The sequence below is a fragment of the Shewanella waksmanii ATCC BAA-643 genome (assembly GCF_000518805.1).
Taxonomy (GTDB): Bacteria; Pseudomonadota; Gammaproteobacteria; order Enterobacterales; family Shewanellaceae; genus Shewanella; species Shewanella waksmanii.
Genome location: NZ_JAEH01000005.1, coordinates 1 through 21,555 on the forward strand (window position 1 = coordinate 1; position 21,555 = coordinate 21,555).

Annotated in this window: 20 protein-coding genes; 10 read left to right on the top strand and 10 right to left on the bottom strand. The window is 46.8% G+C overall.

Going from position 1 to position 21,555, the window contains the following annotated elements; genetic code table 11:
• The coding region (locus L865_RS0102760) for an MtrB/PioB family decaheme-associated outer membrane protein (protein ID WP_028771828.1) at window positions 1-1,526 on the bottom strand (1,526 nt) is incomplete at its 3' end.
• A gap of 11 nt (window positions 1,527-1,537) precedes the next feature.
• Entirely contained in the window at window positions 1,538-2,431 is an 894-nt protein-coding gene (locus tag L865_RS0102765) for a DmsE family decaheme c-type cytochrome (RefSeq protein ID WP_425423600.1), read from the bottom strand.
• Between the two features lie 308 nt (window positions 2,432-2,739).
• On the opposite strand from L865_RS0102765, the gene L865_RS22975 reads away from it, so the two are divergent.
• A complete protein-coding gene (locus tag L865_RS22975) occupies window positions 2,740-3,519 on the top strand; it encodes an AraC family transcriptional regulator (protein ID WP_169732685.1) in 780 nt (259 codons plus the stop codon).
• 32 nt (window positions 3,520-3,551) lie between these two features.
• The gene (locus L865_RS0102775) at window positions 3,552-3,893 is read left to right on the top strand and encodes a hypothetical protein (RefSeq protein ID WP_028771830.1); all 342 of its coding nucleotides are present in this window, start codon (window positions 3,552-3,554) and stop codon (window positions 3,891-3,893) included.
• Between the two features lie 289 nt (window positions 3,894-4,182).
• Here the strand turns inward: L865_RS0102775 and L865_RS0102780 are convergent, their stop codons facing one another.
• The 3 genes from L865_RS0102780 to L865_RS0102790 all read right to left on the bottom strand — a co-directional run bounded on the left by L865_RS0102780 (window position 4,183) and on the right by L865_RS0102790 (window position 6,270).
• Window positions 4,183-4,689, bottom strand: coding sequence for a PH domain-containing protein (locus L865_RS0102780; protein ID WP_028771831.1), 507 nt, complete (start codon window positions 4,687-4,689; stop codon window positions 4,183-4,185).
• A gap of 80 nt (window positions 4,690-4,769) precedes the next feature.
• The gene (rarD, locus tag L865_RS0102785) at window positions 4,770-5,657 is read right to left on the bottom strand and encodes an EamA family transporter RarD (RefSeq protein WP_028771832.1); all 888 of its coding nucleotides are present in this window, start codon (window positions 5,655-5,657) and stop codon (window positions 4,770-4,772) included.
• 148 nt (window positions 5,658-5,805) lie between these two features.
• Window positions 5,806-6,270 (bottom strand): thioesterase family protein, encoded by a 465-nt coding sequence (locus L865_RS0102790; RefSeq protein ID WP_028771833.1) that lies wholly within the window; start codon window positions 6,268-6,270, stop codon window positions 5,806-5,808.
• A gap of 193 nt (window positions 6,271-6,463) precedes the next feature.
• Here L865_RS0102790 and recQ point away from each other — a divergent pair, with 193 nt between their 5' ends.
• On the top strand, window positions 6,464-8,296 hold the full coding sequence (gene recQ / locus L865_RS0102795; protein WP_028771834.1) for a DNA helicase RecQ: 1,833 nt from the start codon (window positions 6,464-6,466) through the stop codon (window positions 8,294-8,296).
• Here recQ and L865_RS22980 read toward each other — a convergent pair.
• Both L865_RS22980 and L865_RS22985 read right to left on the bottom strand, forming a co-directional pair.
• Window positions 8,293-9,069: a hypothetical protein gene (locus L865_RS22980; RefSeq protein WP_037470466.1), complete on the bottom strand. Its 777-nt coding sequence runs from the start codon at window positions 9,067-9,069 to the stop codon at window positions 8,293-8,295. The two genes, recQ and L865_RS22980, sit on opposite strands and share 4 nt — an antisense overlap.
• Window positions 9,070-10,059, bottom strand: coding sequence for a tetratricopeptide repeat protein (locus tag L865_RS22985; RefSeq protein WP_037470467.1), 990 nt, complete (start codon window positions 10,057-10,059; stop codon window positions 9,070-9,072). It abuts the gene before it with no gap.
• 520 nt (window positions 10,060-10,579) lie between these two features.
• Here L865_RS22985 and leuA point away from each other — a divergent pair.
• The 7 genes from leuA (at window position 10,580) to glpK (ending at window position 19,343) form a co-directional block, all read left to right on the top strand.
• Window positions 10,580-12,151 (top strand): 2-isopropylmalate synthase, encoded by a 1,572-nt coding sequence (gene leuA, locus L865_RS0102805; protein WP_028771835.1) that lies wholly within the window; start codon window positions 10,580-10,582, stop codon window positions 12,149-12,151.
• 63 nt (window positions 12,152-12,214) lie between these two features.
• Window positions 12,215-13,309: a 3-isopropylmalate dehydrogenase gene (gene leuB, locus L865_RS0102810; protein ID WP_028771836.1), complete on the top strand. Its 1,095-nt coding sequence runs from the start codon at window positions 12,215-12,217 to the stop codon at window positions 13,307-13,309.
• Window positions 13,309-14,709 carry a 3-isopropylmalate dehydratase large subunit gene (gene leuC, locus L865_RS0102815; protein WP_028771837.1) on the top strand — a complete coding sequence of 467 codons (1,401 nt, stop codon included), beginning with the start codon at window positions 13,309-13,311 and terminating at the stop codon, window positions 14,707-14,709. The genes leuB and leuC overlap by 1 nt, the downstream gene beginning before the upstream one ends.
• A 9-nt stretch (window positions 14,710-14,718) precedes the next feature.
• On the top strand, window positions 14,719-15,324 hold the full coding sequence (leuD, locus tag L865_RS0102820; RefSeq protein WP_028771838.1) for a 3-isopropylmalate dehydratase small subunit: 606 nt from the start codon (window positions 14,719-14,721) through the stop codon (window positions 15,322-15,324).
• A 479-nt stretch (window positions 15,325-15,803) separates the two neighbouring features.
• The gene (locus L865_RS0102825) at window positions 15,804-17,156 is read left to right on the top strand and encodes an outer membrane protein transport protein (protein WP_028771839.1); all 1,353 of its coding nucleotides are present in this window, start codon (window positions 15,804-15,806) and stop codon (window positions 17,154-17,156) included.
• Between the two features lie 207 nt (window positions 17,157-17,363).
• Window positions 17,364-17,840: a nuclear transport factor 2 family protein gene (locus L865_RS0102830; protein ID WP_028771840.1), complete on the top strand. Its 477-nt coding sequence runs from the start codon at window positions 17,364-17,366 to the stop codon at window positions 17,838-17,840.
• Window positions 17,841-17,855: 15 nt separating this feature from the next.
• Complete coding sequence (glpK, locus tag L865_RS0102835; RefSeq protein ID WP_028771841.1) at window positions 17,856-19,343, top strand: glycerol kinase GlpK; 1,488 nt, start codon at window positions 17,856-17,858, stop codon at window positions 19,341-19,343.
• Between the two features lie 104 nt (window positions 19,344-19,447).
• Here glpK and L865_RS0102840 read toward each other — a convergent pair whose 3' ends face one another.
• From L865_RS0102840 to L865_RS0102850, 3 genes are all read right to left on the bottom strand, one after another.
• Window positions 19,448-19,738, bottom strand: coding sequence for a hypothetical protein (locus tag L865_RS0102840; RefSeq protein ID WP_028771842.1), 291 nt, complete (start codon window positions 19,736-19,738; stop codon window positions 19,448-19,450).
• A 77-nt stretch (window positions 19,739-19,815) separates the two neighbouring features.
• Window positions 19,816-20,826: a 2Fe-2S iron-sulfur cluster-binding protein gene (locus tag L865_RS22990; RefSeq protein ID WP_051484413.1), complete on the bottom strand. Its 1,011-nt coding sequence runs from the start codon at window positions 20,824-20,826 to the stop codon at window positions 19,816-19,818.
• Complete coding sequence (locus L865_RS0102850; RefSeq protein WP_084632455.1) at window positions 20,823-21,551, bottom strand: PepSY domain-containing protein; 729 nt, start codon at window positions 21,549-21,551, stop codon at window positions 20,823-20,825. The genes L865_RS22990 and L865_RS0102850 overlap by 4 nt, the downstream gene beginning before the upstream one ends.
• Window positions 21,552-21,555: the final 4 nt, after the last annotated feature.

Genomic DNA, 21,555 nt, shown 5'->3' on the forward strand with positions numbered 1-21,555 from the left:
CTCACACTCACGTCATAGCCATAATCTTCCGACTCCGTTAAGCCGATTTGTGTCTCGTCATACTCATCCTTGGCATAGCGGGTGTTGATATCTAAGCTCATCCAATGCACTGGGCTATGGTTAACACTCAGCTCAACCGCATTACGGGTACGGTCTGCAAAGTAATACTTGCGCATCAAGGCGTTTTGCTCTGATGAGGTCAGTGCGTCTGCTTCATACTCTGAGCCACCGCGATTGGCGTGCTCTGCCTTGAGGTTGATGTTGAACTTGTCCAGTGCCCGCACGTTAAACTTCATCCACAAACTGTCATCATGGGTCTGCTCACGCTCACTAAAGCTGCGCTCCACCTCTTTGCGGTTATACCCCGCCTGCAAACGGTAACCGCTGGCAATGCGGTAACTGGCGTTCACCTTGTAGGTATTGCGCTCATAATCCCGTGGAGTGTTTTGCCTAAAGGCCCCCGTGACACTGTTAAAGTTGTATTGCGCAAACTCCGCCACTGAGCTCTTGTTGTCGCGCTTGCTGTAATCGACACTGCCGCCTAAGCGCAAACGGTTGGTCAACATCGACGTAACCGCCAAGCGACCATCTAAGGTGTCCACTTGTCCGCCCCAGTTTTGCAACGGGTTGCCGCTCATCTGGATAAGGTCATCGTCTTGTATCATCCGCCCCGTCACTAAACGGCCGCTCATCACGGTACGGTTAAGCTGGTATTGACCCGAAAGCGAAACCTGATGCGCTTGGTTATCTGGACTGGCTGAGTACACATCATTGAGATGCGGTAAACTCAAATGATTGATGTTGTTTTCATAGAAGCTGCCCATGTAGCTGAGCTCGGTTATCCAGTTATCGCCATTGAGCGCTAAACCTGCATCCCACTGCTTAGTAGTCGCATCCACCGGTAAACCAAAATTCACTGGGCTTGGCGTCACAATACTGCTCGACTGATGGCCAGTTTTATCTTCTTGGCTAAAGCGCACAAAGGCGTTGTAGAAATCACGGCCATAATCAAACCCAAGGCCAGTCTTTTCCCGCTCAAGGGCTAAATCAAACTGGTTCACACTCACACTCGGTGTCAGCATGCCGTTGTTGTGCCACAGCTGACTTTCCACATCGCCCGCTTGATAGGTTTTGATACTGCTGTAATCAAATGCCAACCCGTACACACCCGCTTTGCCCGCACTTAAGCTTAAAAAGCCGTTGTCCATCCCTAACTGATGCGCTTGCAACTGGCCACGATACCCAGCTCCATCTTGGTAACGCACATCCCCACTGACCGCGCCGATGGCGCCATCTTCTGCCGTACCCAGTGCATTACCGGCATGGATATCACTGATATCGTTATAGCCCGCCGACACACTGACACTGCCTTGATAGCCCGTGCTATCACCGCAGCGCTTACACTCATACTGGCTCGCGTTCACTTTGGCCGTATTAGCATTACCAACACCAAAATCCACCGCCATCGCTGACCCTGACACCGCCATCATCGACAGCGTGATTACATTCACTTTGAATAACTTCATCTTGCTCTCCGTTAGCGTTGCAGCAAGCTGCCTGAAGGATGGTTAGAGCCATGAATTTGGCCGTGACAGTTCAAACAACTCTTACCGCCACCAAAGGCATCCATACCCGGCTCTGGCACCACACGAGAGGCATGACCATCATTGGCATGGCACTGCTGGCAAAACTGAGGGGCGCGGTGGGTTAACAAATCATCATTCACACTGCCGTGGGGGTTATGACAGGTCACACAGTCTTCGGTGACCGGTGGGTGCTCCCACAAAAATGGCCCGCGCTTCTCCGCATGACAGCTGTAGCATGTGTCATTGACGGTGGGCTTAGTTAACGCACTTTCACTCATCGAGCCGTGAGGGGCATGGCAATCAACACAGGTCATCTGGTCCCACTTCAATGGGTGCGATGAGCGCTTGTTCATATCAGCTTTTTCTTTGCTGTGGCAGCTGGTGCAGGTGTCATTCACCAATAGCTTGTCCATCACCGGGTCTTTGGCTGTGTGCACTTGGTGGCAGTCGCTGCAGGCCACTTCTTCAAGATTATGGGTTGAGCTGTGCCAGCTCATCTGCTGCGCATCATTGTGGCAACCTTGGCACACGGTGTCTTGCGCGCTGGCCGACAACTTACTATCAGCGCCAAAGCTAATCATCGGCTCCTTGCCGCCCTTGTTATGATTGCCTTGCGGGCCATGACAGGCTTCGCATTGCAGGCCAGCCATCGGCGATTCACTGCTGTTACCTTGACCGTGTACCCCATCAAAAATCGCCATCACTTGGTCACTTTTGCGGTGACACATCAAACAAGAGTCTGCGCCTTTAGGTGAGTACTCACCTAAGGCAAACTTGCTAGCTAGTACATCTTCTACGCTCGCATAACTTGTATTTGAAAGCGTAATTAGTGTCAGGCTAAGCAGTAACCTTTTAATTATATTTGTATTTTTCAAGCCCTTCTCCAAACTAACTCTATGTCAGAAAAACCAATGTTCTGGATTGAGCTAATGTGTTGCTTGAATCAACTAGCAACAAAATAGCCACACAAAATTAGTGGAAAATAAAGCGCCTTGAAATCAAAAAACGGACATAAAATTAATAATTACGGACAACGAATTAGCTAATTTTTAACCTTTAGAACTCCATCACAAATTCGCAACGCTTTATTATTAATTGATACAGGATTGGTTAGAATTAACACGAATGGTAGATGAGGAAAGGCAGGTTTACGGTGAATAAACCACTATTTGATACAAGTACAATGACACGCCCTATTCATTGTTATGATTACAAAGCAAATTCAGGAGTTTATAGCGAGTTTCACGAACATGAAGTGGGTCAATTACTTTATTATATTTCTGGTGACAGCCTTTTATTCACTGAGTCGATGTTAGTTAGATTGGCGCCTGATAGAGTTGTTTGGATACCGCCAAATACCCCACATCGTTCGGAAAATATTAATCCATACCATTATAGAAGTTTATACATCGATACTAAGGTTTTTGGTGATCTTCCTCAGTCAGTGAGCGTTAAGTTTATTACTCCTCTATTAAAGGAATTAATTAAGGATGCAAGTAACTGGGGGGGAGCGTGTAGCCAAGAAATTATTAATGATCACAAAGATGTTTTGATTGTCCATGAGATTATTAACGCTGAAGATTTTAAAGAGGATATTTTCATACCGAATGAACGTCGTTTAGTACCAATTTGTACCGCTTTGGTGAATAATCCAGAGAATAATTTCTCGTTACAAGAGTGGGGCCAAGAGGTTGGAGCGAGTGAGAAAACACTCGCTAGATTGTTTAAGAAAGAGCTAGGTTGTACTTTTCATCAATGGCGCCTAACTGTTCGCATGATGCATGCATCGGTATTACTGAAGCGAGGGGAAACTGTAATGGATGTTTCTTTTAAAGTCGGTTACGGATCTCCAGGTGCTTTTAATACTGCTTTTAGAGCTTATTTTGGTAAGACAGCCACTGTTTACTGTGGGAAGTCTTGCGGTGACAAGTAATAACGGCCCAGATTTTAAGGTGAGAGTGTCGAATGAACTTATTTCAACGACAATATAAAATTATAACTCTTGCTGAAGAAGTAGAGGGTTTTCTCGCTACGGAAATAAAAATTGGTAGTGTATTTGAATACATACCAGCTTCAGCTGTCAGTCATTATATTGCTAAATTTTATACCGATGAGCTTGCAGGTTATGATCGTAATACGCGTTGCCTAATGGCAATGGCTTATTGTGTTGCGCAACTTCCAGATAATAGAAGTGATGTTGAGAATCTTGCTTTTTATGTCATAAAGCAAGTTAGTTATCACTACCAGCAACTTGCTGCTTTGGTTGCCAATGTACCTCAAAAATCAGTTTCCAAAAACATGATTTGACCATTTAGTCATTAAATATCTTCATTCGATTCTTAAGGTTGCCCAGAGCTAGTTAATTTTAGGGTGAGTCAATATATTTTAATGAGAAGTGTCTACTGTTATTGGGGCTTACCAAAACCTATTATAGATAAAAATGCCTATTTTTATGATAGCGGAATAGATGTGATTTATTACTCATTAAGAAAAAGCAGCTTTATAACTATCAGCGCAAGTCGAAAATATTGGCGTTGGAACTGTAATTTGCCCAAAAATGCGAATCAATAGATTCGCATTTTTTTATGGCTTGGCGTTACTTGCCCACTAAATCGCCCGGTTGCTGTAGGCTTAAAATAATTGGATAGTCATGACTCGTCGGGATCATAATGAGCTTACTTTGGTCGGTCATCGCCATGAAAGCTTTTTGCTGGTTTTTCAGTTTGAACCAACCCAGTTGGAGTTCAGGCATGCCAATGCCATTAGTGCGCAGTCTTGGTTTGAGATCCGGCTGCGTGTGCCAGTCTAGATAGCTAATCGCCTGCATATCGACTTCCGAGAGAGGTAAACTAAAGCCGTAAAAAGGCACATCAAGGGTTAAGGTTTGCTCGTCGATCACCAGCTTAGCGTCATTGATTTGATACAGAACCCAGCTAAACGCCAAGATGGGTGGCACCATTAATGCCATGCTGGCTACTTTTGCTGGTTGCGGCATGCGCTTGAAAAATACTAAAGCGGCAATGCCAACTAACATCGCGATGAGGCCAATAAAACTCCATTGGCCCGAGGTTGACATAGGTTCTAGCAGATAAACTTGCGACATAGACAAACTCCTTATTATCTAAGATGATTGCCATTTTGGCACATTGACATAATATGTCAATGTGCCAGCGAGGTGGTAGTTCAGTTCGATTTTTTACGCTTATAAAGCATATCGATACTGAAAATGACCAACGCACACCAGATGAAACCAAAGGTGATGCCTTTTTCTAAATCAAATGGTTCGTGATAGAGGCTAACGGCCAAGATGAACATAATGCTGGGGCCAAGGTATTGGAAAAAGCCCAGCATAGACAGCGGAATACGGGTTGCCGCACCGGCAAAGCATAGTAAGGGCACAGAAGTGACGACACCGGCAGCAATCAACATCAAGTTCATGTTTAGGCTGTTTGTCAGCATGCTAGCGCTAGCGCTGTCTAAGGTAACCAATAGATAGATAACCGCAATAGGCAGTAACAGCGCGGTTTCAACTAACAGGCCGGTTTTAGCATCAACATTGACTTTCTTGCGCAGCAAACCATAAAAGCCAAACGAGCCAGCTAGCGCCAATGACACTAGCGGAATAGAGCCAAATGATATTAACTGGATCAACACGCCAACTCCTGCCAGCGCCACTGCAAACCATTGTAATTTACGTAGCCGCTCGCCGAGAAAAAGCATCCCCAGTAACACATTAAATAGCGGATTAATAAAGTAGCCTAAACTGGCATCGAGCATGTGGTCGTTATTGACAGCCCAGATAAAAATCAGCCAGTTTGCGGCAATTAAGACCGAAGTTACCGCCAGTACGCCAAGCTGTTTTGGCTGCTTAAACAATGCCCTGAGCTTGCTAAATCCACCGATAAACTGCATCAGAATAATCATAAATACAAACGACCACACCACGCGATGCGCCAGAATCTCAGACGCTGATACGCTATGTAATAGCTTGAAATAGATGGGCGCGATGCCCCAAAGGAAATAGGCACAAAGCGCTAAGGCGATGCCTTTGCGGTATTCGAGATCAGCCATGGTTCTACTGTTTTAATCGGTAACGGAACCGCATTGTAGGGGGCGGTGGCAGATCTCTCAAGTTTAGCGTGATAACTAAACTGACTTAGCCTTGTTAGCAAACTCTGCCACTTAGGCAAGATTTGCTGACAGCACGCTATTACGCGAGTTAGCCGACCATGTATGTGCCTGTACCAAAGGCAATGTGCGAGCCTTGTTCGTTATGCAGTTCCATGCGACATACCGAGACTCTGTTGCCCGCGCGTATTACGGTGCCGGTGCCGGTAAACAGCTCGCCGCGCCCAGGGCGTAAATAATCAATACGTAAATCGATGGTACCTAAGGTTTGAATGCGCTTTTCTAAATCGGCTAGGCTCCAATCGTCTCGGCTAGCGACTAGGCCTGAAAAGGCGGTCAGTCCGCCGACCACATCCAGTACCGTTGCGGTGACGCCACCATGAAGAATTTGCTGGTGAATGTTGCCAATGAGCTCGGGTTTCATGCTGACTTCAACTTCAACCCCTTCGGTGTCGTAACGTTTAATGTCCATGCCCAGTAAGTTATGAAACGGCACATGTTTATCAAAGATTTCTGCCACGTTGGCTAACATCGTTGCTTGCACGGTATCGGTCATAATCTCGATCGTATTGTTATGGTTAGAGTATTTAATCTATCGCTAATTGACGGAGATAGGCAAGCATTTGCTGAAATTTTATTCAGCCGCCGACCACTGCGCTTTGGTGGTGAAGAAAAAAGCATTTCAGTCGAGACAACACAGCCCAGCTTGATTAGAATAGGCCACCCTTGAAGTGAGATGATGTGAATTAATGACCACTGCTGTAGCTGTTGAATCGATAGACGCTGACCCGCTGGCTGCCAAATTGCAGGCGGTATTTGGTTACCGTACTTTTCGTTCAGGCCAGCGTGAAGTGATTGAACAAGCATGCCAAGGCCTAGACAGCTTGGTGATTATGCCAACCGGTGGCGGTAAGAGTTTGTGTTATCAGTTGCCTGCGACCATGTTGCCGGGGCTGACCATTGTCGTCTCACCGCTTATTTCATTGATGAAAGATCAGGTCGACAGTTTGACTCAGATGGGAGTCGCCGCAGCTTACCTCAATTCATCACTGTCTCGCGAAGATACCCAGGGCATATATCAAAAGATGCATCGCGGTGAGTTGAAGCTCTTATATGTATCGCCAGAGCGGTTGTTGATGCCTAATTTTATTGAGCGTATGCAGGCACTGCCGTTATCGTTATTTGCCATCGATGAAGCCCACTGTATTTCGCAATGGGGCCATGACTTTCGCCCTGAATATGCGTTACTTGGACAGTTAAAGCAGTTATTTGCCCACGTACCCGTTATGGCATTAACCGCCACGGCCGATCAGGTGACACGCCAAGATATCTGTACACGTTTAGGCATTAATCCTTACGTGTTGCTCACCAGTTTTGATCGTCCCAATATTCGTTATACCGTGGCCGAGAAACTCAATGCTACAAATCAGCTCAGACAGTTTGTACAAGCTCAGCAAGGCAATAGCGGTATTATTTATTGCAGTAGTCGCCGCCGTGTTGATGAAGTCGCCGAACGTTTGACCCTGCAAGGCTACAAAGCCGAAGCTTATCACGCCGGTAAAACCCAACAAGAACGTGCCGACGTGCAAGAGCGTTTCTTGCGTGACCAACTGGATATTGTCGTGGCGACGGTTGCTTTTGGTATGGGGATCAATAAATCTAACGTGCGCTTTGTGGTGCACTACGATATCCCCAAAAGTGTTGAAGCATATTACCAAGAAACGGGTCGCGCCGGTCGTGATGGACTGGATGCGGAAGCACTGATGCTATTTGATCCCAGTGATATTGGCCGCGTTCGGCATTTGATTGAACAATCTGAACCTGGGCCGCAACAGCAAGTAGAGTTTCATAAACTTAATACCATGGCTGCCTTTGCCGAAGCGCAAACGTGCCGCCGCCAAGTCTTGCTGCACTATTTTGATGAAAGTGCCACCCAAGCGTGTGGTAACTGCGATATTTGTTTAGACCCGCCAAAGCGTTATAACGGCGTTGAAGATGCCCAGAAAGTACTATCGTGTATTTATCGTCTACAACAGCGATTTGGTATTAACCATTTGATTGATGTACTGCGTGGCTCTAAAGCGGCTAACGTGGTTGATCGCGGGCACGACAAGTTATCGACCTGGGGAATTGGCAAGGATAAAACTCATGAATTTTGGCTCAGTGTGGTGAGGCAGATCATTCATCTTGGCTATGCCAGCCAAGATATATCGCGGGGTTCATCCGTGACGCTCAACCCTTTAGCCCGTGATGTGTTGAAAGGCAGTGTTGAATTGCAGCTTGCCGAACCTAGGCTTGAGATAGCAACTATCACTAAACGCCGCAGTAGTGCCAGAGCGCCGCTGAACTATGATCGTAAGCTATTTGCCCGATTGAAGTTACTGCGCCGCACCTTAGCCGAAGAGTTAGATGTGCCACCTTATTTGGTGTTTAACGACGCAACCCTTGCTGAAATGGCGGCAATGCTGCCCACCAGTGCTGGAGAGATGTTGGCAGTCAATGGTGTGGGTGAAACTAAGCTCAACCGTTTTGGTGACGAGTTTTTAGATGAAATCAGCAACTACCTCAGTGAGGGCGGTTAACTGGTGACTTGTTGCTGGTTATAACGCTTCATATTGGTCACTTGGTTGATCTGTGCGCGTTTTATCAGCGAGGTTAGCCCATCTTGTTGCTGCATAACGGCCAAGCCCACCTTCAGATGCTCATCTGCAATCAAAGGCACCAATGCACTTTGTAATTGTGCAGCGACATTCATGGCTCCCTTATTCAGCGTAAATGGCAACATGATGATCAGCTGTTCACGGTCATTAAAACTATAAAGATCTTGGTCACGTAGCTTATTGGCTAAAATCTCTTTTATGACGCCGGTGTCGCCGGGGTAGACCTTACCCAAATCAACCAACAGTAGACTGATAGCAAACCCTGAATGTTTAGCACTTTGTATTAACTGCTCCATACGCTGCTGCGCATCGGCGGTGTAACTATTGCTTATTGTGCTACTAAAAGTGTTGAGTGGTTTCTTACGGTTTTTGATAAAAATGCCCACACTCATCAGGCTGATAAGCAGAAAGATGGCCCCAATTGCGTAGCCCATGCCTAAGCCGTTATCGAGCAGCGGGAGGTTGGGCATTTGTTGTGAGCGGACTAATTGTTGCTGACGGCTTAGTCGTGCTTTTAACTGCAGCAGGCGGGTATCTTTTAAAAAGTTATAGGCGTTGCTGGCGGCATCGTATCGCAACAACTGATAATCGTAGGCCTGCTCGTAATCGCCTTGCTCGGCGTAATAATCGCTGAGGATTTGAAAGGCGATATTAAGCTGCTCATATTTAGCGCTTCGTTGGGCCTGGGTAAGCACTTACTCCATTAAGGCTAGGCCTTTGGCTGCTTCTCCAGTGGCTAAAGCCAGTTGTGCCAAGCTGCGGGTAGCAGTCAATTCGCCTAAGGTGCGTTTATGCTTGCTAAAGGAGTTGAGCGCCAGTTCCAAAAGTTGCTTGGCACTTTTATAGTTGCCACGGGCAAATTCTAATTCGGCTAACTGCTGATAACTGCTGGCGAGTTCCACCGCCGAGCCGAGTTCAGGCAGCAGATTTTTAGCTTCTAAAATGAAGGCATCACGATTGGCAATTTGATTGTTTTGCTGAGCGATTCTCGCCAGTGAAAGGGTCACGGCTAAGCGTACTTTGCCTACAACTTGCGGTTGGTCGAGCGCCCGTAACACCAACTGATACGCTTGATTGGTTTGGTTACGTAACGCGTATAGGTCTGCCATGGCAATATCAATATACGCTTTAGGCGGCGTGATCCAATTGGTAGCTTGGCGGGCTGTATCTGGGTAAATATCGGTGGCAAGACGCAAATCTTCTAGTGCGCTGCTATAACTGGCTGTGTCGATATCGATACGGGCCCTAAGCAGCAGGGCATTGACCAGTGATTGCGGTTGTTGTTGCTCGCGGGACAGTAATACTGCCTTGTCAAGAATCGGTAGCGCTTGACGTACATCGCCGTATTGCATGAATGCCGCTGCCATGCAGTTTAAAAAGTAAGGTGTAGCTTGGGGAAGTTGCTTGGCTTTGGCCCGAGCTTCATGCATACGCGCCAAGTTGAGGGCTGCTTCATACTCGCCTTGTTGAACAAAGGTTTCGCATTTGAGCAGGGCCAGCTGCAGTCGTGGCAACCCTTCATCGAACTCCGGTAAACGTTGTCGTTCTATATTGTTGATCTGCTCTAAGGTTTGCGCTGGATAGGGGTAAACTTGGGTAGCAAGATCGGTCAGAGATGGCGTGGTGTTAACCCATAGCGAAGGCAGCCAAAATACTAGGCTTAGCACTATGACACGAAAATCCATTTGTTGCCGCTCCGTATGCATCGTAATTTTGATAGGTCCTGAGTATTTATTATACCGATTTTTTATATAGAGTCGCACACTAAATTTGCTTTATTTTGTATATTTAGTCTAATTGGGTTGTTAGCCTGACTAATTGGCTTAAAGCCCTATTCCCATAGGGTTAGCTAGCTTAACGTGAGCCGCTAGCGCCAGTTTATGGGACTTATTTGCTGGTCTAATCTGTTTTAGATGAAAAAAATGGGGTTGACACTCACGGCTACACACGTTAAAAAATAACCGCTAAGATAAAAAACGAACGCATAATTATATAAATTTACTGAATACAAAGATGACAAATATTCGTGCACTACTCAGCCTCCTTATTCTCATTCTCGCAGTTTCTGCGCGGAGAATGTAGTGTTGCACGCTTAACTAAACACCACAGCATTCATAAACCCCGCGCACAAACCCGCGGGGTTTTTTTGTTTATGGATATGAAAACTGACAAAAGATAGAACCTGACGTTCCACGGAGAAACCAGATGTCTAACCGAGTGATAATTTTTGATACGACCCTACGTGACGGCGAACAAGCGCTGGCAGCAAGTTTAACGGTTAAGGAAAAGCTTCAGATTGCTCTATCACTAGAACGACTTGGTGTGGATGTAATGGAAGTGGGGTTCCCGGTATCATCGCCAGGTGATTTCGAGTCAGTACAGACCATTGCCCGAACGGTGAAAAACAGCCGAGTGTGTGCATTGGCACGGGCCCTGGAAAAAGACATTGATGCCGCCGCGCAGTCATTGTCGGTTGCCGACCAGTTCCGTATTCACACCTTTATCTCTACTTCTACTATTCATGTTGAAAGCAAGCTAAAGCGCTCGTTTGATCAAGTATTAGATATGGCAGTTGGCGCGGTAAAATATGCTCGTCGCTTTACCGACGATGTTGAGTTTTCATGTGAAGATGCTGGTCGTACACCGATTGATAACTTATGCCGTATGGTTGAAGCAGCTATTAAAGCGGGTGCTAAGACCATTAACATCCCTGACACGGTAGGTTACACCGTGCCCAGCGAGTTTGGCACTATTATTGAAACCCTATTTAATCGCGTTCCTAATATTGACCAAGCGGTGATCTCAGTTCACTGCCATGATGATTTGGGCTTGTCTGTGGCTAACTCCATTACGGCGGTGCAGCATGGTGCACGTCAAATTGAGTGTACCGTTAACGGTATTGGTGAGCGTGCCGGTAACTGTTCTTTAGAAGAGATTGCCATGATCCTTTCTACCCGCAAAGCCGCTTTGGGTTTAGAGACTGGCATTAATGCTAAAGAGATCCACCGTACGTCGAGTTTAGTCAGCCAGCTTTGTAATATGCCGGTACAGGCTAACAAAGCCATTGTGGGGGCTAACGCCTTTACTCACTCGTCAGGTATTCACCAAGACGGCGTGCTTAAGTCGCAAAACACCTATGAAATCATGACGCCTGAAAGCATTGGCTTAAATCGTAATAATCTCAATATGACTTCGCGTTCAGGTAGACATGTCATTAAGCACCGTATGGAAGAGATGGGCTACGGTGAGCAAGATTATGATATGGATGCATTGTACGAAGCATTTTTGGCCTTGGCCGATAAGAAAGGCCAAGTGTTCGACTACGATTTAGAGGCTTTAGCCTTTATGGAAGCGCAAGCCGAAGAAGACGATCATTACCAGTTACAACAGTTGGTGGTTCACGCTGACTCCACTCAGGGCAGTGCTACTGCTACTGTGACCATTGAAGCCAATGGCGAAACCGTGACAGAAGCCGCAACGGGTAATGGCCCAGTTGATGCCGCTTACAACGCTATTGCTCGCGCCAGCGACTGCAAGATAGATATCACGGGTTATCAGCTAAGTGCTAAAGGCGAAGGGCAAAATGCTTTAGGTCAGGTGGACATTCAAGCAGATTATCACCAGCAAAGTTTCCACGGCGTGGGGCTAGCGACCGATGTCGTTGAAGCCTCAGTACAGGCACTTATTCATGTGATGAATTTGACTTGGCGTGCCGACAAAGTGGCTGAAAGCAAACAAAAAATACAACAAAAACGCGCTGAACTTGGTGGCGTGTAGATAGCGATTTAATTATCAAATTTAAGAAATTAACGATTGAGATGAGCAGGAGTTTAGAGTCGTATGAGTTATCAAATAGCGGTGTTGGCCGGTGACGGCATTGGCCCAGAAGTGATGGCAGAAGCACGTAAAGTGCTGACCGCAGTGGAAGAGCGTTTTGACTTAGATATTGAATATAGCGAATACGATGTAGGTGGCGCAGCCATCGATAATCAAGGCTGCCCATTGCCAGAAAGTACTTTAAAGGGCTGTGAAAACGCCGACGCCATCTTGTTTGGCTCTGTCGGTGGCCCTAAGTGGGAGCACTTACCACCGAATGATCAACCTGAGCGTGGTGCATTGTTGCCATTGCGAGGTCATTTCGAGCTGTTCTGTAATATGCGCCCAGCTAAATTGCATAGTGGACTTGAGCATATGTCGCCACTGCGTAGCGATATCTCTAGCCGTGGTTTCGACGTGTTATGCGTACGTGAGCTTACCGGTGGGATTTACTTTGGTAAGCCTAAAGGTCGTCAAGGCGAAGGTGAAGCAGAAGAAGCGTTTGATACTATGCGCTATAGCCGCAAAGAGATCCGCCGTATTGCTAAAATTGCCTTTGAAGCTGCCCAAGGTCGCCGCAAAAAAGTCACTTCAGTAGATAAAGCCAATGTACTTGCATGTTCAGTACTTTGGCGTGAAGTCGTTGAAGAGGTGGCTAAAGACTACCCAGATGTCGAGTTAGAGCATATCTATATTGATAATGCCACTATGCAGCTATTACGTCGTCCTGATGAGTTTGACATTATGCTGTGTTCTAACCTGTTTGGTGACATTATTTCCGATGAAATTGCCATGCTAACCGGGTCGATGGGACTACTATCATCGGTAAGCTTAAATAGCGAAGGTTTTGGCTTGTACGAGCCTGCTGGTGGCAGTGCCCCTGATATTGCCGGCCAAGGTATTGCTAACCCTGTGGCGCAGATTTTGTCTGCTGCATTGTTGTTGCGCCACAGCTTAAAGCTTGAAGATGCTGCAAGCGCGATTGAATCAGCGGTATCGAAAGCCTTAGCCGATGGCTATTTAACCGGTGAGTTGTTGCCTGCTAGTGAGCGTGGTAATGCCAAATCGACCAGTGAAATGGGTGATTATATTGCTCAAGCTGTCAGGGAGGCCAAATAATGGCTAAGACACTGTATGAGAAAGTTTGGGACAGTCACATTGTTGCCCAAGTTGAAGGTGAGGCGCCGCTTATCTATGTTGACCGTCACCTTGTTCACGAAGTGACTTCTCCGCAGGCTTTTAGTGGTTTAGAAGTGGCTGGTCGTCAATTGCGCGCTCCTGAAAAAACCTTCGCGACGATGGATCACAATACCTCAACTAAAAGCGCTAGCTTAGATGCGTTAAGCCCTATGGCACGTACTCAAGTTGAGACTTTAGCGAGCAACTGTAAGAAGTTTGGTATTCGCTTGTATGATATTCACCACAAAAACCAAGGCATTGTCCATGTTATGGGGCCAGAGCTAGGTATTACCCTGCCGGGCACTGTGATTGTTTGTGGTGATTCACATACCGCCACCCATGGTGCTTTTGGTGCGCTCGCTTTTGGTATTGGTACCTCTGAAGTTGAGCACGTCATGGCGACACAAACTTTGCGTCAACTGAAAGCCAAAACCATGAAGATTGAAGTGCGTGGTCATGTGGCTGACGGTATTACTGCTAAAGATATTGTGCTGGCGATTATCGGTAAAATCGGTATGGATGGCGGCACAGGTTATGTGGTTGAGTTCTGTGGTGAAGCGATTGAAGCATTAACCATGGAAGGACGCATGACCGTGTGTAACATGGCCATCGAAATGGGCGCGAAGGCAGGTATGATTGCACCAGACCAAACCACCATCGACTATGTACAAGGTCGTGAGTTTGCTCCTAAGGGAGTGGCTTGGGAACAAGCCGTGGCAGCGTGGCAGCAACTGCGTAGCGACGAAGGTGCGGTGTTTGATGCCAGCGTGGTATTAGAAGCAAAAGATATTGCTCCGCAACTGACTTGGGGTACCAACCCAGGCCAAGTGGTAGCAATTGACCAAGCGGTGCCAAGCCCTGAGTCTGCAGATAACGCGACTGCGCGCACCAGTATCGAAAAAGCGCTAGAGTATGTGGCGTTAGATGCCGGCACCTTGATGACCGATGTATCGATTAATAAGGTATTTATTGGCTCTTGTACTAACTCGCGTATTGAAGATCTACGCAGCGCGGCCAATCAAGCTAAAGGGCGTCAAGTCGCACAAGGCGTTACTGCGATTGTCGTACCTGGTTCTGGCTTAGTGAAAGAGCAAGCCGAAGCGGAAGGGTTAGATAAAATCTTTATCGATGCCGGTTTTGAATGGCGTTTACCTGGCTGCTCTATGTGTTTGGCCATGAATGATGATCGCTTAGAAGCTGGCGATCGTTGCGCTTCAACAAGTAACCGTAACTTCGAAGGTCGTCAAGGCCGCGGAAGTCGTACTCACTTGGTGAGTCCAGCTATGGCGGCAGCGGCTGCGGTAGCCGGTCATTTTGTTGATATTCGTAAAGATTACTAGGAGCGCATCATGGAAGCATTTACTACCCATACCGGTTTAGCGGTGATGATCGATAGCGCTAACGTGGATACCGATCAAATTATTCCGAAACAGTTTTTATCTAAGGTGACCCGTGATGGCTTTGGTGTTCACCTGTTTCATGATTGGCGTTATTTAGATGATGCTGGCGATCAACCTAACCCAGAGTTTACCCTAAACCAGCCAAGGTATAAGGGCGCGTCAATCTTGTTGTCGCAGGAAAACTTTGGTTGTGGTTCAAGCCGTGAACATGCGCCTTGGGCATTGGCTGACTTTGGTCTACGGGTGATTATCGCCCCTAGCTTTGCTGACATCTTTTATGGCAATTCGATTAACAATGGTTTATTGCCTGTCAAATTGACTGACGCGCAAGTGCAACAGTTGATGGATGAGGTTGTGGCTCAAGAAGGCGCGAAAATCACAGTGGATCTAGCGGCGCTAACCGTTACAGCGCCTAGTGGTGATGTGTTTAGTTTTAGCATTGCTGATTCAGCCAGACATAACCTACTCAATGGCTTAGATGCCATTGGGTTGAGCTTAAGTCACCAAGATAAAATTGAAAGCTACGAGCGCAATATTCCTGCTTGGCGTGCTTAGCGTACATATGTACCAATAGATGTAAAAATTGTAGCCAGTTAAGCGCAAGCTTAGCTGGCTTTGTTTTAACTATGCAACACCTTAACTTGTTACCTTTTGATTTATCTTATTTTTTTCATTATTCAATTTGTTAAGTGTCACACTTTTGTGCCAATTAGTGATTTATGCTGTGTTTTTTGCTGATTAGTAGCTAACACGTGTGCTGAATAGATTTGGCTTTAATTGATTGTTTTTTATCAAAAATATTTCAATTGTGAATAACAAAGTAAAAGTTGTCAGCGAATCCCACTCTTAATCTTCCCATGTTAACGCTGTTTGAAATGCGTTTAGCATCAAAATATTCACTGCTAAAGTGCACTACCACTAGTGTAAAACACTATTTTTACGGATTTGCTTGTAAAGATATTCTGCGTGAGTAGACTCTCGGTGCGAAAAATAGAGTTCATACTCTATCTACGGATAAATATAAGAGAATATCAATGAACAAGCGGATAGTATTTTTAGCTGTTACTGCAGCTTTGTTAGGTCAGTCTTCTCAGGTTAGCGCAGCGGGTTTCCAGCTTGCGGAGTATTCAGCATCGGGTCAAGGTCGCTCTTTTGCCGGTGAAGCGGCAATGGCCGACAATGCCTCAACGCAAGCCCGTAATCCTGCCATGTTAACTTACCTCGAAGGTAGTCAATTTTCTGCGGGTGCGATCTATGTGATGCCCAATGTGGATGTGCATGGTGATCTTGCTTTAGCCTCACCGATTCTCGGCCCAGAGCCAATGGTGATGAATGCCGATGCCTTAGATGTTGCGGATAGTGCCGTTGTGCCTAACTTTTATTTCTCGCAGCAACTAAACGAGCAATGGACATGGGGACTAGGGGTCAACTCTAACTACGGTTTGGCGACCGAGGTACCAGATACTCATCCAACAGCGATTTTTGGCAATGAAACCGGTATTACCACAGTCGAGTTTAATCCCAATATTGCCTATAAAGTGAATGAAGCTTTCTCAGTAGGCGCCGGTCTACGTATTGTGTACGGTGATGGCAAAATTGGTGCGAGTGCGCCAGGTTGGATAGACGGTATCGCTGCATTACCTGGCTTGCCGGCAGAAATCGTTGCAGCGTTACCACCAAGTGGCACGACGCTTAAGAGCATGGAAGGGGACGATCTGGCTGTTGGCTGGAAAGTGGGTGCTGCGTGGCAAATCAACGCTGCTCATCGCCTGGGCTTTGCCTATCATAGTGGGGTAAAGCTTGAGCTTGACGGCCATGCATCGGGCCTGCTGTATGACGGCGGACAAGATGTGAGTATTGAAGGCTATATGCCGCTAGAGCTGCCCGCTTTTGCCGAATTGGCTTCTCATCATCAGTTGAGTGATAACTGGGCTATGCATGCCAGCATCAATTGGACTCAATGGAGTGTGTTTGATGAGTTAGTGGCTTATTTCCCTGGCGATCAAAAACCTGTTGGCGACATCGATAAAGATCTGGTGAAAGAAGAGAACTTTAAAGACAACTGGCGTTTTGCGGTTGGGACGACCTATCAAATTAACCAAGACTGGTTAGTTCGTGGTGGTGTGGCATTGGACAAAACAGCAGTAGAAGATGAATACCGTACTATCACTATCCCTGATTCTGATCGTGTGTGGTTTAGTTTAGGTACTGCGTACCAAGCCTCTGACAAGATGACCCTGGATTTTGCCGTGACCTATATTAAAGCACACGGTGATGCGCCAATTAATGAGTCGATGACCTTGCTTGATTTAGCGAGTGTACAGTTTGATGGCCAAGCCAGCGGTGACGTTTGGTTAGTGGGTGCGCAGCTAAGTTACAAGCTATAGCGACACTCTTGGCTGTTTAAGTTTGATTAAAACACCCCGTTCATGACGGGGTGTTTTTTTATTAGTGATAAATAATCTAGTGGCGAAAGGAACTTAGAGCGCTTATATTCATCATAAATAAGTAACATAACGTCATTTTATTCTACATATTACTTGCAGAAGAGAACTGGCAACCTCAATACAGAAGTCATAACACCGGAGTGAACAATGAAGCTTTCTTGGATGATTGCCGGCCTAACTTTATTGGCCGCAAACGTATCGGCAAATGAATCTGCTGAACAAACGGTGCGTGCTTTTATTAATAGCTATAATCAACATAGTGTTGAGCAAATGCTGCAATATACAACAGAAGATGTGCGGTGGATGAACATCACGGGCACCAAAGTTGTGGTTGAGACAGGCAATCAGGCTGAGTTTGCTGCGGCGATGGCGGACTATTTTGAAACACTGACCGACGCCAATGCCGTTATTGTCGATTTACTGGTGTCAGGCCCCTACGTAAGTACGGTTGAGCAAGTGACCTGGCAGCATGAAGGTGAACAACACAGCCAATGTGCCATTGGTAACTTTCGGGTTAAGAATAATCAAATTGTTGAGCTATGGTATTTACCCGCGCACCCGTGCGATGAGGTCATAACGCCAACTGAGCCAGAGATTGGCATGCCACAACATACACAGCAATAAACGGAGAAGCAGATTGTGAGTAAGCGTTATGTCATCGCATTAGATCAAGGAACCACCAGTTCCAGAGCCATTGTTTTCGATCATGACGCCAATATTGTTGCCGTTTCCCAGCGTGAGTTTAGTCAAATATATCCCAAAGCTGGCTGGGTAGAGCATGACCCAATGGAGATTTGGTCATCGCAAAGCTCAACCATGATAGAAGTATTGGCCCGAGCTGGAATTCGTAGTGATGAAGTTGCCGCAATTGGTATTACTAATCAGCGCGAAACCACGGTAGTTTGGGACAAACATACAGGTAAACCGATCCATAATGCCATTGTGTGGCAATGCCGCCGCAGCCAACCTATTTGTGAGAGCCTCAAGCAGCAAGGCTGGGCAGAGTATGTCAACGATAATACTGGCTTAGTATTAGACCCTTATTTCTCGGCGACTAAAATTCGCTGGATCCTCGACAACGTTGAAGGGGCTAAAGAAAAAGCCCAAGCAGGCGATCTGCTATTTGGCACCATTGATACCTGGTTAGTGTGGAAACTGACTGAAGGGCAAGTGCATGTCACTGACCCAACCAACGCATCACGCACTATGTTGTATAACATTCATCAGCAGCAGTGGGATGATAAGTTACTCGGCATGTTAGATATTCCTGCCTCAATGCTACCTAAAGTGGCACCTTCTTGCGCGATTTATGGCCGCACTCGTATTGCTGGCGAAGGTGGAGAGATACCGATTGCTGGTATCGCAGGCGATCAACAAGCGTCACTGTTTGGTCAATTGTGCATTGATGAGGGCATGGCCAAGAATACTTATGGTACGGGCTGCTTCTTGCTGATGAATACTGGCGAGCAAGCAGTGAAATCAGCCCATGGGTTACTCACTACTGTGGCCATTGGCCCTGATGGCGGTATCAACTATGCCCTTGAGGGGGCCGTATTTATGGGCGGTGCTACCATCCAATGGCTACGTGATGAGTTAGGCCTGATCCGTGATGCCCAAGATACTGAATATTTTGCCGAGAAAGTGGCAGATACTAACGGTGTTTACTTAGTGCCAGCATTTGTGGGCTTAGGCGCGCCCTATTGGGATCCCAATGCCAGGGGCGCTTTGGTTGGCTTAACTCGTGGTGCTAATCGCAATCATATTATTCGGGCCGCGTTAGAAGCCATTGCCTATCAGAGCCGAGATTTACTGGATGCCATGAGTAAAGACAGTGGTGTTGAGCTCAAACAGATTAAAGTCGATGGTGGCGCCGTGGCCAATGACTTCTTAATGCAGTTTCAAGCGGACATTACCGATGTTGAAGTGCTGCGCCCTACTGTGACAGAAACTACTGCTGTAGGTGCCGCTTTTCTGGCTGGCCTAGCGGTGGGTTTCTGGCAATCGACCGCAGAATTGAAACGTAAAGCCGGCATTGATAAATCGTTTAAGCCCAACCTTGATGCCAACAGCCGTGAAGCTTTATATGCAGGCTGGCAGCGAGCGGTCAATAACGTCATCGACCATTAGCGCCGTATATCGCAATTGCCAAGCAATTGGGTTCAATGCTGGTGGTTATGCTAATAGTGGAGCAATGGTTGTGGTTCGTTCGAGGTCACTCCGTTAAGCGGCGCTCACACATCAATGTCGATGGTGGGCAGAGGTTTTTTAGCGGCTTCAGCTTGCATGCGACGCATTTGTTCATCGCGCTCGGCTTGGCCTCGGCGATCGCCACGCGCGTCCCCGCGCCGGTCTTCGGTATTTTTGCGGCGTTCCAGATTAGGCGGCAATTGCGATTGTGGCGCCTCATGACTATCGGCTGAAATGCCAGCTGTATCATCAGTTTGCTCTACAATCCGCTTCTTACGTAACTGCGTTTGCACTGGTTTTGCCAGTATTGAATATAACGCATCTAACCCGACCATGATAAATTCCTAATTTGCCTTATTTGCTTGTCCTTACTTACTATATCGGCACTAAGTGGTTAATATTTAGTCAAACTTTATGCTGATTTTGTATAACGTGATTGTGCCGCTAAGGTAAATGAAATATCGCTGCAAAGGTTAGGGTGTTGGCATGCCAGTCTCATGCCTTGCTGTATTTGATTGGCGCTGAGCTTGTTGATGTCAAACTCATTGGCTGCGGGTGGATTGTGATGAATTCTCACCCGGCACATGCCACAACTGCCACCGCCACCGCAATGGGTCTGTAAACGCTGCGATGACTGATTGATGTTATCGAGTATGCTGCCCGGCACCGCCGCAAGAGTTGCTAACTGCTTATCTTGGTGATCATATAGAGTAAAGGTCTGTTGGGGTGCCGGTGTACCGTTGGGCCGACTGAGTTGACCGAATAGCGTCATCGTGCCGCTCAATCCTAGCCCGAGTGCCATAATCGCAAAAGCTTGAATAATTACGTGGTTAAAGCTCAAGCCGTTGTCGGCAAAGTAGTCCATAAAGTGCACCATTAATAACCATTGTTTGATATGGCTTTGCTGATTTTCATGGGCGAGTACCTGGCCGGTGCCGCCATCGATGATAATCTCGGTGCCCAAAGGGTCTAATGTCGTTAATCGATATACCGGCGCGCTAGTGCGATAGCGGCTAGCCAAATGATTTGCCAGTTTTAATCCGTGATTAAGGGCTGCGCCGTTATAGCTGGCATTAGCGATTTGATAGAGCTGTTTATCGGTGAGCGTGACCTTAACAAGACTATCGGCCCACAGTGTCATTGATGTGGCATCCGTTTCAACTTGGTAGGTTGGGCGGCCCAGTATGTGGGTTAATTTTATTTGTGTGATAGCGCCGATGCCCAGCTTAGCGATATCAGACAGTGGTGCCAATGTGTGGATTTGTTGTGTGGCTTGTGGCTCGTTTGAGCGCATTTTATTGGCATCGAAATACTGACTGTCAATTAAGTTAAGGGCTAGCCCAGAGGCTACCCAAAGCAAAAACTGTAAGCCAACAAGCAGTGCTAAGTAACTGTGTAGCGCTTTCCATCTAAATAGCTTCATATTTGCTGCCCCTTTTGCTGCTCCTTTCGCGGGACAAAGCGTACATAGATCAGCCACAAACCACTGAGCGCCATCAATAACGCCAATGAAGAGGCTAAGGTGAGGAGCCAGTTATGGATATTTTCACGTTCTTGGTAGTCCATGATATGTAGCATCCACATCACGTCAAACAGTCGCCAATAGTCGTGGCGCTTGGTGACGACCTCTGCGGTGGTCGCGCTAACGTATAAACTATCGGAGCCAAAATTAATTTGCCAGGCGGGTAGCCAGCGTGGCGATAGCTCAGTAGGCGCTTGCTGCTGAAATAGGATACTGCTGCGCCAAGGATGCTGACCTTGATAAGCATCCTTAGCAATGGTCTCTGCTTGCTGCTGTGTCAAAGCTGGTAAGAGGCTGCCATCCTGCGCTGATATAGCGAGCAAGGTCTCAGCTTGTTGGAGTTTGTACCTTGGGCCCAATGCCGTCATATAAAGCGTAATATTTTCACTTTGTGGGTAGCGCAGTGCAATCTGCATAGGGTTGAGGTTAATATTTTGAACAGCCAGTGACCTTGTTGGTTGCTCAACTAGTTGGTTACCACGGATGAAGTCGATGTTCATCAATACCATGTAGCAACCCGATATCATCCAAATCAGCAATTGCACGCCAATAAGCATGGCTAACAGCCGGTGTGAACGGCGCAATTTTGCGGTGAGTGTACCTTGCCCCATGTAAAAGTTTGCCATGTTA